The organism is Neolewinella litorea (assembly GCF_004803465.1).
GTDB classification, from domain to species: Bacteria; Bacteroidota; Bacteroidia; order Chitinophagales; family Saprospiraceae; genus Neolewinella; species Neolewinella litorea.
The window spans coordinates 75,856-86,903 of sequence record NZ_SRSF01000012.1 but is presented as its reverse complement, the minus strand read 5'-3'; the positions used below and the strand labels follow the sequence as shown (position 1 = coordinate 86,903).

Annotated in this window: 9 protein-coding genes; all 9 read right to left on the bottom strand. The window is 58.2% G+C overall.

All coding sequences use genetic code 11. From position 1 onward, the window contains the following. Window positions 1-215 precede the first annotated feature (215 nt). The 9 genes from E4021_RS16575 to E4021_RS16535 all read right to left on the bottom strand — a co-directional run bounded on the left by E4021_RS16575 (window position 216) and on the right by E4021_RS16535 (window position 11,001). Entirely contained in the window at window positions 216-1,070 is an 855-nt protein-coding gene (locus E4021_RS16575) for a purine-nucleoside phosphorylase (RefSeq protein ID WP_136460500.1), read from the bottom strand. A gap of 10 nt (window positions 1,071-1,080) precedes the next feature. Next, the gene (locus E4021_RS16570; RefSeq protein WP_136460499.1) at window positions 1,081-1,611 is read right to left on the bottom strand and encodes a rhodanese-like domain-containing protein; all 531 of its coding nucleotides are present in this window, start codon (window positions 1,609-1,611) and stop codon (window positions 1,081-1,083) included. A gap of 17 nt (window positions 1,612-1,628) precedes the next feature. Then, complete coding sequence (locus E4021_RS16565) at window positions 1,629-2,738, bottom strand: diphosphomevalonate/mevalonate 3,5-bisphosphate decarboxylase family protein (protein WP_136460498.1); 1,110 nt, start codon at window positions 2,736-2,738, stop codon at window positions 1,629-1,631. Between the two features lie 18 nt (window positions 2,739-2,756). After that, the gene (locus E4021_RS16560) at window positions 2,757-5,090 is read right to left on the bottom strand and encodes a M1 family metallopeptidase (protein ID WP_136460497.1); all 2,334 of its coding nucleotides are present in this window, start codon (window positions 5,088-5,090) and stop codon (window positions 2,757-2,759) included. Between the two features lie 195 nt (window positions 5,091-5,285). Beyond that, window positions 5,286-6,638, bottom strand: coding sequence for a threonine synthase (gene thrC, locus E4021_RS16555; RefSeq protein WP_136460496.1), 1,353 nt, complete (start codon window positions 6,636-6,638; stop codon window positions 5,286-5,288). 33 nt (window positions 6,639-6,671) lie between these two features. Beyond that, complete coding sequence (locus tag E4021_RS16550; RefSeq protein ID WP_136460495.1) at window positions 6,672-7,619, bottom strand: homoserine kinase; 948 nt, start codon at window positions 7,617-7,619, stop codon at window positions 6,672-6,674. 4 nt (window positions 7,620-7,623) lie between these two features. Next, window positions 7,624-10,083: a bifunctional aspartate kinase/homoserine dehydrogenase I gene (gene thrA / locus E4021_RS16545; protein WP_136460494.1), complete on the bottom strand. Its 2,460-nt coding sequence runs from the start codon at window positions 10,081-10,083 to the stop codon at window positions 7,624-7,626. Between the two features lie 105 nt (window positions 10,084-10,188). After that, on the bottom strand, window positions 10,189-10,470 hold the full coding sequence (ybeY, locus tag E4021_RS16540; RefSeq protein ID WP_136460493.1) for an rRNA maturation RNase YbeY: 282 nt from the start codon (window positions 10,468-10,470) through the stop codon (window positions 10,189-10,191). 150 nt (window positions 10,471-10,620) lie between these two features. Next, on the bottom strand, window positions 10,621-11,001 hold the full coding sequence (locus E4021_RS16535; protein WP_136460492.1) for an ATP-binding protein: 381 nt from the start codon (window positions 10,999-11,001) through the stop codon (window positions 10,621-10,623). Between the last annotated feature and the right edge of the window lie 47 nt (window positions 11,002-11,048).

Here is an 11,048-nt window from a genome sequence, read left to right as displayed (position 1 = left end):
TCTGTTTTATGAGGTTGTAATGACTTAGGCCCACGCGGCGCGTGGGCTGTCCGGCTGGCTGTGTGCTTCCGAGTGAGGACCGCCGGAAACCCCACCCACCAGATAGAATCCGTGTTTCGGTAAGCTGTACGGTCACCGGCACGCAAGGCGTGTCAGTTGTTCGTCACGGATCGTGGCTCCACTTGAGGCGACAGGCACGGGACCCGCGGCCGCGCCTACGAAACCGTGCGGGCGGCCTGCTTCTTTTTTCCCAGGTACTCGACCATGTCGCTGATGAGTTCCCGCAGTTTGGGTTCAACTTCCTGTACCGTGCTGATGACATCATCGACAGTGGTCGGCTGGATGTCGGCGATGGGGAAGCATTTGTTGCTGACCACGGAGGCTACGAAGACGGGCAGGTCGGAGTGGCGCGCTACCAGCACTTCCGGAACGGTAGACATGCCGATCACGTCGGCACCGATGATGTTGGCCATGCGGTATTCGGCCGGAGTTTCCAGATTGGGGCCTGCCAAGGCCAGATACACCCCTTCGTGGGCGGTCAAACCCCGCTTTTCGGCCATTTTCATGGCGGTAGCGTTCAGTTCGCGGTTGTAGGTGTGCACCATGTCGGGGAAACGGGGCCCCAGGCGGTCGTCATTGTGCCCGCGAAGGGGATTGTCGGGCTGCATATTGATGTGGTCCTTGATGAAGACCACGTCGCCGGCGCAGATGTCCGGGTTGACGCTGCCGGAAGCGTTGGAGATCAGCAGGTGCTCGATGCCCAGCGCCTTCAAGACGCGCACGGGGAAGGTGAGCTGCTGCATGCTGTAACCTTCGTAATAGTGCAAACGGCCGGCCATGGCCACGACGGGCACGCCCCGCAACTTACCGAGCACGAGTTTACCCCGGTGGCTCGCAACGGTGGATACCGAGAAAAAGGGGAGCAGGCCGTAGACGAACTCCTGTTCTACCTCGATCTCTTCTACCAGGGTGCTGAGTCCGGTACCCAAAATGATCCCGACGCGCGGTACGGTTCGGGCTCTTTGTTTGATGAAGGCAACACACTCCTGAATTTGTTGGTAAAGCGTCATGGATACGGGACTAATAAACTTTGGTAGCAAGGCTGTCGGGGAAGTAGGTTCCCCATTTCTTATTGTAGGTGTGGATCCGGCGGGTGGGCCCGGCCTGGTCGACGAGCGGGTAACCGGCCAACGCCCACGCATAGATACTACCGTACAGGTTATAGACCCGCCGGAAGCCGCGGCTGCGCAACTCCTCGGCCATGCGCTCACTACGGTAGCCAACGGTGCAGTAGACCACCAGGGGGCGGTCGGGATCCACGCCTGATAGCAATTCGTAGCGGGCATCGTCGTAGCCCAGGTTGCGGGCACCCGGAAGGTGGCTCACGCCATATTCGACGGGTTCGCGGGCATCGAGCAGGAGCGGATCGTCCAGTTGCCGTACTTCGGCAGGACTGAGGCTAAGCGAATCGGCCGTAACCATGCGTGACAGGCGGTCGTCGAGGGGGCCGTAGCCCGTCCGGAGTCGGGGAGGGATTTCCTGGCTGCTCAGGCGGCAGGCGTAGACGCAGCAGACGGCCAGGGCGAGAAGCGTGAAGTTGAGGAAGCGCATTGCTGCTTAAACACGTCTTACACCCCGGACGTTTCGTCGACCTTCAGTTGGTGTGGCCCCTTTCCAACTCGATCGGCCAGGTACTGCCGGTCTTCGCAGAAGTGCAGGAGGTGGTCCTGAATGAACCGGGTCACGTCTTCCGCGATCGCGTCCGGATAGAGCAGGTGGACGTTCGGCCCCGCATCCAGGGTAAAGTGGACGGGGTGCTGGGTTTCCCGCCGATACTGCTGTAATATATTGATTACGTGCAGGGTATTCGGTTCTATGAGGGTGTAGTAAGGCTGGCTGCTCATCATAAGTGCATGGAGGGTAAGTGCCTCACTTTCAAGCACTTGCCCGAACTTTTCCGTATCTCCACGCCGCAAAATGTCCAGCATTTCACGCGTACGCTGGTTGGCCTGTGCGTAGCGGGCGGGTGCGTAGGGGTTCTGCTCCATCAGGCCGTGACCGGCTCGGCTGCTGACCGACTTTTCGGACCGGGAAACCAGCAGGATATCGTCATGGTACGACTGAAAGACCGGATGGATTCGATCGGCAATTCCCACAGCGTACTCCTCACTACTCTCCGGTAAACCGGATACCGTGCCCCACACCGCCGCTGGCCCGTACACCGAACGACAGGCACTGCCCGAGCCCAGTCGGGCCAGGTAACTGGCCTTGCGAAAGAAGGCGTCCGCATTTGGCAGGGGCTCGAAAAGTGCTTCTTCCAGGCTGACCAGGCACAGCGCCAGGGCGCTCATGCCCGACGCCGAACTCGCGATCCCCGCGGAGTGGGGAAAACTGTTCGTGGTATCGATTCGCAGCGACAGTTGCCGCAGGAAAGGGTAGATCGGCAGCAGACCTTCCAGGAACCGCCGGGTACGCTCGGTAAACCCTTCATTCACCTTACCGTGAAAGTAAAGCGTAACATCTACCCCCGCGCCGGTTTCCCGGCGCGGGCGGTAGTGCAGGGTAGTATCGGTAGCGGCCGCGTCCAGCGTCAGACTGACCGAAGCATTCTGGGGCAGTTGGTTTCCGTGCTTGCCCCAGTATTTCACCAGGGCGATGTTGGAAGGGCTGCGCCAGCGCAGGGCACCGGGCGTTACCTCGTCGCTGACGACGGTGAGGGCGGGATTCGTGTAAGTCATACTCGTGCGTAGGCCCGACTAGCGGCGCGTACCGGTTTCCTGTTGCTCGGCCCGGCGGTTGCGCTGCATGGGGTTCTCGCCATTGCCGCGTTCGCGGCTCTGGTAGAGGTCAAAGCGGTTGACGGCGGGCTTGGACGGGTAGTAGTTGTTGCTGGTGTCGGTATCGGCGGTTTCCAGGAAGGGATCGAGTACGATGGCCGTTACTTCCTGCTCGAAGGGGAACACCTTGCTCACCTCCTCGGTACCCATGCGCCAGATCTCGGCGGGGATGCGCTGGACCTCTTTCGTACCGTCGGCGAAGGTGAATTCCAGGATGATCGGCATCACCAATCCGCCGATATTCTTGAAGGTCAGTTCGTAGTAGTACTTGTTGGCTTGCAGTACACTGCGCTCGGCTTCGGTCAGTCCTTCCAGGTAGTGGTGGTACTCATCTTTATCCAGCACGGTAGCCTCCAGGGGATCGTACTCGGTGTAGAAATCGCGCAGGGTGGTGTCGATCTCGTCGTAAGTCTGGGCGATTTCCTGTTCGTTGCGGATACTGCTGATGTTGCGGGGTGCCTGCTCCTCCATTTGACGTTGCCGGGCATTTTCCGCTACGGGGTCCATGCTGTTGATCCGGAATTCCTTCACGTTGGCCAGGGCGATGTCGACATTGTCGGTGGTGAAGAACCAGCCGCGCCAGAACCAGTCGAGGTCAACGGCCGAGGCATCTTCCATAGTCCGGAAAAGGTCGGCGGGGGCGGGGTGCTTGAATTTCCAACGGTTGGCGTAAGTCTTGAAGGCATAGTCGAAGACTTCCCGGCCCATGATCGTCTCCCGGAGAATGTTGAGGGCGGTAGCCGGCTTACCGTAGGCGTTATTGCCGAATTGCCAGATGGATTCCGAGTTGGTCATGATGGGGGAGATGTAACGCTTATCGCCCTTCATGTAATCGACGATCTTGTTGGCGGGTCCGCGGCGGCTGGGGTAGTCGCGCTCCCACTGCTGCTCGGCGAGGTACTGCAGGAAGGTATTGAGCCCTTCGTCCATCCAGGTCCACTGCCGCTCGTCGCTGTTCACGATCATGGGGAAGTAGTTGTGGCCTACCTCGTGGATGATCACGCCGATCATGCCGTACTTCGTACGGTCGCTGTAGGTGCCGTCGGCTTCGGTACGACCGAAGTTGAAGCAGATCATGGGGTATTCCATACCGATGTCGGCCGCGTTGATCGACCAGGCAACGGGGTAGGGGTAGTTGAAGGTGTAATGGGTGTACCATTTCAGGGTGTGCGCTACGGCCTTGGTGGAGAAGCGCTCCCAGAGGGGATTGCCTTCCTTGGGGTACATAGACATAGCCATCACCACGCTACCATCTTCCTGCTCGACGCCCATGGCGTCCCAGATAAACTTCCGGGAGGAGGCGAAGGCGAAGTCACGTACGTTCTCCGCTTTGAAGTGCCAGGTCTTCTCCTGGGTCACTTTGGTCTTTTCCCGCTCGATGGCTTCCTCCTGGGAGGCGATGATGACGGGTTGCTCGCGGGCCTTGCGGGCCTCTTCCAACCGCTGCCGTTGCTGGCGGGTCAGTACTTCGTTGTCGTTCTGCAGGGTACCGGTGGCCGCCACCAGGTGGTCGGCGGGTACGGTGATCTTGACGTCGTAGTCGCCAAAGGTGAGGGTAAACTCTCCGCGGCCGAGAAACTGTTTGTTCTGCCAGCCCACGTTGTCGCTGTACAGGGCCATGCGGGGGTAGAATTGGGCGATGGTGTAGAGAAAGTTGTCGTCCTCTTCAAAGTACTCGGAACCGGACCGGCCGCCGCCGTCGCGCATACGGTCGTTGATGTTGTACCAGTACTTGATCTGGAGCACGGTGCTTTCGCCGGGCTTCAGCGTCTGGGGCAGTTCGACGCGCATCATCGTTTTCTGGATGTAGTACGCCATATCCTTGCCGTTTCCGTCGCGTACCCAGTCGATCTTGAAACCTCCGTCAAAGGTGGGCTCCAGGCGGGAGAGCTGGCTCAGCGACATCCGCTCACCCATTTCACTGGTCGAGGTGCTGTAGGTATCCGAATCCAAAGCCCGCACGTTCTGGTCGAGCTGAACCCATAGGTAGTTTAGGGGATCGGGGGAGTTATTGTGGTAGGTGATTTTCTCAGTACCGTATACCCGTTGGTTCTCATCGTCCAGCCGGATATCCATCACGTAATCGGCCTTCTGCTGCCAGTACATATGTCCGGGGGCACCGGCCGCGTTCCGGTATACATTCGGCGTCGGCAGTTCGTTTTCCAGTTGCTTGAAAGGGTTTTCACCCGGAACCTGAGCCGCCATGGCCGCAGAGACCAGCATGAGGATACTCCAGATAATTCGTGTTTTCATTTGGCTGAGTTTTGATTTTGCTAAGGTATTAATATACCCTGGCAATACTTGCTTCAACAACCACTAAGGACAGGCTTATGGCAGAGCAGGTGCAAAATTAGTCCGTAAATGCGATAAATGTCGGCCCGGAAATTGATGTTCCACGTGGAACATTCAGTCTGGACAAAGGCAATTGTTCCACGTGGAACATTGCATTTACCCCTTTTCTACGCTCCGGGTCAGCAGCCATTCTTTAAACGTAGCAAACCGGGCCGGCATCTGTTGCGCTACTTTCTGCCGATTGGCCAGTTCGGCCAGGCGCTCTGGTACCTCAATCTCATCCTGCAGTATTCGGCGCATATCGGGTAGAAACTTGCTGGGGTGGGCGGTTTCCAGAATCACGCCGCGTGTATCGGGGTGTCCTTTTTGCCATTCCTTAAGGGCCAGGTACCCGACGGCCCCGTGTGGGTCGATAGTGTAGCCGTACTCTTCCTTGACCGTACGTACCGCCGTCTCAGTAGCCGCATCGTCGAAGGCGTAACCGGAGACGTGGCGGGCCAATTCCGCGTGTACGGCTGGCATGGGCTGACCCTTCCCCCAGATTTGTCCGAAGAGGTTAGCCATCCGGGCAAAGTTGCTCGGGGCACCTACATCCATGGCATTGGAAAGGGTAGGTACGGAGGGTGCCGTACGGTATTCCCCGCTGGCGAGGTAGCGCGGCACCACGTCGTTGGCGTTGGTGGCGGCGATAAAGTGGTGTACCGGTAGTCCAAGCCGCTGTGCGATAAGTCCGGCGGTGAGGTTACCAAAGTTGCCGCTGGGTACGCAGAATACCATCGGTACTCCCTCCCCGCCAGATTGGAGCAGTTGCTTATAGGCTTCGAAGTAGTAGAAGGTCTGGGGTATCAGCCGGGATATGTTGATGCTGTTTGCGGAGCTGAGCCGGAGCTTGGATCGCAGTTCACCGTCCAGGAATGCATGCTTCACCATAGCTTGGCAGTCGTCGAAACTGCCATCGATCTCGAGGGCGTGGATATTTTTTCCGAGCGTGGTCAGTTGCTTCTCCTGCAGGTCGCTGACCTTCCCGCTGGGGTAGAGAATGACTACCTGGATACCGGGCGTATCGAAGAATCCCGCGGCTACGGCACCTCCCGTATCACCGGAGGTAGCTACCAGGATGATCAGGTCGCCCTGGCTTTCGTCATTGAAGTGCTGCATCAGCCGCGACATGAACCGCGCCCCGAAATCCTTGAACGCCAACGAAGGGCCGTGAAAGAGCTCAAGGACATACGTCCGCTCGTCAAGCCGAATCACCGGGGCGGGGAAATTGACGGTTTCCGCCACGATCCGGCGGAGGTCATTTTCCGGAATGGTATCCCCGAGCAGTTGTCGACTGATACGATAACCAATCTCGGCAAAGCTCAAGTTGGACAACTCAGCAAAGAAGGCGTCCGGCAGGGGATCGATCCGCTCTGGCATATACAGGCCATTATCGGCGGGGAGGCCACGGAAGATTGCCTCCTGGAGGTCGACGCGGTGGTCGGGATCGTTGGTACTGTAGAATTTCATAGGGATGGGATGCTTGGACCCGGAAAAGTTGGGTTACTCCGTCACCGAGAGTACCTCAACGCCGCGGAGGTTGATGGGCGAAACGTACAGTTGGCTTTCGACTCCATGTTTGGTGAAGGCCGCTTGCATCCCCTGACCAACGGCCTGGGCCAGGTAACCGCTGTCGCAGAGCGCGAACATACTCGGTCCGGCACCACTAATGCTGCAACCCAAGGCACCACGATCGAGCGCCGCCGCCTTGACGTCGTCAAATCCGGTAATCAGTTGCTTACGCTGCGGTTCTACCATGTGGTCGTGCAGGGAGCGACCAAGCAGGGAAATGTCATTGGTGTATAGGGCGGTGATGAAGCTCGCCAAACTGCCCATCTGCCGAATGGCCACGACCAAAGGCACCTGGTCGCTCAGTACGGCCCGGGCGTCACGGGTAAGGATTTCAATTTCGGGATGCACCACTGCAACGTGTAATCCATTCGGTACTGGCAGGTGGTGTACGTCCAGGGAGTCGTTGGACCGGATAAGGGTAATTCCTCCTACCAGGCAGGGGGCAACGTTGTCGGCGTGAAAACTTCCGTCGGCCACCTCTTCACCCTGAACGGTAAAGTAGAGTAAGGCCTCGCGCGTAAGGGGGGAACCGAGCAGTTCGTTTACGGCTACCGCCGCGCCAGCCGCACTGGCGGCGGAGGACCCCAGACCTGAACCAAAGGGCATTTTCTTGTGAATTTCCAGTTCTACCCCGGTTTCCGGTACGCCCAGATGGTGCAGGAGTCGCTTCGCAGCTACCCCGGCAGTGTTCTTTTCAACCTCCAGGGGCAATTGCTTATCGCCGGTCCCGGTAATGGCCGTAATGCGAACGCCGGAAAAGGAGGGATTCAAGCGGGCCACGATCTCATCGCCGGGCCGATTGATGGCAAATCCAAGGATATCAAAGCCTACGGCCACGTTCGCTACCGTCGCCGGTGCAAATACTCTTACTTCTCGCATACTACTAACTTAGGGAAGATCCGATCTGGATGATTTCGGCAAAGACGCCGGCGGCCGTAACTTCGGCTCCCGCACCGGGTCCGCGGACCACAAGGGGGCGTACCCGGTACCGATCGGTGGTGAAGACGATCATGTTGTCACTGCCGCTCAGGGTGTAAAATGGATTGTCGGGGCCGACGGCTTGTACGCCTACGGTTGCTTGATCACTGTCCAGGGTGGCAATCATGCGTAATACCTTGCCCTCCCGGCTGGCCGATTCGTACAATTCGTTGAAGTAGGCAGCCTGGTCTTCGATCACGTTGAAGAAATCCTCCACCGAAGCCGCGGCCATGGCCTCTTCCGGTAAAAATCCATTAACGTGTACGTCCTCAGCGTTGAGCGGCACACCGGTTTCCCGGGCCAGGATGAGAATCTTGCGGGCTACGTCCTTACCAGATAGATCAATCCGGGGATCGGGTTCCGTAAAGCCTTTTTCCCGGGCTTCACGGACGATATCGCTGAAGGGTAGGATTCCATCCAGGGTGTTAAAAATATAGCTAAGGGAGCCGCTGAGCACTCCCTCGATCTTGGTGATGCGGTCGCCGCTGTCAATGAGATCACGCAGGGTGGAGATGACGGGCAGGCCCGCGCCCACGTTCGTTTCGTAGCGGAATTGCACGCCCCGTTTATCAGCAATATTTTTCAGCCGCTGGTACTGCAGGTATCCAGATGAGGTGGCAATCTTGTTCGGGGTAGAGATACTGATGCTCTCGTCGAGGATGGTCTCGTAGAAGGATGCAATCTTGCTGTCGGCGGTATTGTCGACAAAGATGCTGTTGCTCAGGTTGAGGTCGCGCATCCGGCCAACGAATACCGCTAAATCGATGGGAATGGAGGACTGAACCAGCGACTCCTTCCACCGACTGAGATCAATTCCGGACGGAGCGAAAATCATCTTCTTGGAGTTGGCCAGCCCAACCACTTTCAATTCCATCCCGCGCCGCTCGCGCAGGTAGTCGTTCTGTTGGTCGATCTGCTTGAGCAGGGTACCTCCGATCAGTCCGACGCCGACGATAAAGAGGTGCAGGGTCTTGTAGTCGGAAAGGAAGAAGGTCTCGTGCAGGGCATTAAGTGCCTTGGTCTCGTCTTCACGGCTGATCACCACCGATACGTTGAGCTCACTCGAACCCTGGGCGATCGCCACTGCATTGATGCCGTTCTTGCCCAGTGCCCGGAACAGACGTCCGGCAATGCCGGGCTGATACCGCATATTTTCGCCGATGATGGCCACGACGCTCAGGTCGCGCTCCACCTTCACGGCGTTGACGACACCGCGCGCGATCTCGAAAGCGAAGGCCGCTTCCACCGCCTCCCGGGCCCGCTCCGCGTCTGACGGTTGTACCGCGAAACTGATGGCGTGCTCACTCGATCCCTGGGTGATGAGGATGACGTTGATATTAGCTGCCGCCAGTGATCCGAAGATGCGGCCCGCAATGCCCGGGACCCCAAACATACCCGTACCCGATACAGTACAGAGCGCCACGTTGTTGATGGAGCTGATGCCCCGTACAGCTTCGCCGTCGGGGTCGCTTTCCTCGCTAACTTTCGTCCCGGGGAAATCCGGCTGAAAGGTATTCTTGATGTACAGCGGGATGCGATTTTGCAGGGCAGGCATCAGGGTCGGCGGATAGATCACCTTGGCCCCAAAGTGCGACATCTCCATCGCCTCGGCGTAGGTCATTTTCGGGATGGTGAATGCCTTTTCCACCCGTCGCGGATCGGCCGTCAGGACGCCGCTCACGTCGGTCCATATCTCGATCGCCTGCGCCTTCAGACCGGCCGCCAAGAGCGAGGCCGTGTAATCCGATCCGCCCCGCCCCAGGGTGGTGGTGAGCCCTCCTTTGGCGGAGGCAATAAATCCCGTAACTACCTGAACCTTAGGGTGTTCCCGGTAGTGCTCCTTGATCTTGGCGTAGGTTTTTTCGAAGGCTACCTTGGCGTTTCCGAAGGTCTTGTCCGTCTTGATAATGCGGCGGGCATCGAGGAATTCGGCGGGCACCCCGGCCTGTTGCAGGACCTGGGAAATGATGTAGGAAGAGGACCGCTCCCCGAAACTCAGGACGTAATCCATGGTGCGGGGCGAGGCCTCGCGGACAAGGAAGATTCCGTAGAGCAAATTCTTCAGCACTTCGTGGCTGCGGCGCATTTGGTGGGCCGTTTCCTGCTGCAGTTTTTCGTTGGTCAGCAACTCACCGATGGCCAGTTGGTGGCGATCCGCAAACTCCTGGAACAGCTGCCCGTAGCGGTCGTCGCCGCGGGCGGCGAGTTCGCTCATTTCGATCAGGTTGTCCGTGACTCCTCCGAAGGCGGAGAAGACGACCGTGAAGTGGTCGCCGGCGGCGTAGTAATCCTTGAGGATCTCGACGATCCCCCGGATACGGTCCGGCTGGGCAACGGAAGAGCCACCAAATTTTAGAACTTTCATCTGCGGTATACCTGATTCAACCCCAAAGATGCCTCAATTGAGCCGTATCCGGGTGCTGCTACCGCAACATTGAAGGGCCGTTTTACGACGGACGGGGAGCGGGTATCAGCCCAGGAGGGTGGGGGGTCGGAGGGAAAGCGCCCACTGCTCCAGTTCACGCATGGCTGCAGTCTCGGATTCCGATTTATCGCCCTGTCCGCAGAGGTGGAGAATGCCGTGTACCATCACGCGGTGCAGTTCGTCGACGTAGGGCTCCCCGAATTCCCGCGCGTTATCCGCTATACGGTCCGTGGAAATAAACAGGTCGCCGGAGACTTCCGGAAAGTCCGAATAGGGAAAGGTAATGATGTCCGTCAGGGTATCGTGCTGCAGGTATTCCAGGTTCATCTGGTGCAGGTAATCAAAAGATGTAGTTGACCTCGCCTAACTTCCCCCCACGGGCGTCCACTACCGCGCGGATCCAATCGGTCACGGCGTCAAGCGAAGCTGTCGGCAGTTGCCCACCCTCTTCGTGGAAAGCGATGGAGGCGGAAGCGTTCAGAGCCGAAACTGCATTTCCACCGTGGAACCGCCGTCGATGTACCGCATGCGGTCGCACAACTGCGTCATCAGGAAGACCCCGCGGCCGCCGCACTCACAGATGCGTTCGGGGCAGGTAGGGTCGGGCAGGCTGCGGTAATTGAAGCCGTGGCCCTGATCCGACACGCGGATCGAGAGTCTGATCCGGTCCATGCAGATGCTCACCGTTTTGGAACGATCCTGCTTGTTGCCGTGAATGATGGCGTTGTTGACGGCCTCGGTCAGACTGATGAGGAGGTTGTCGTGCTTTTCCTGGTCAAGTTTAAACCGGTTGGCAATTTGGTGAACCAATTGCTCAACCTGATTTATGTTACTGGGATCGGAAGCGAGTGTGAGCATGTACGAGGTTGTTCAGAGATCTTTCAATAGGGGGATAGGTGCAGCCT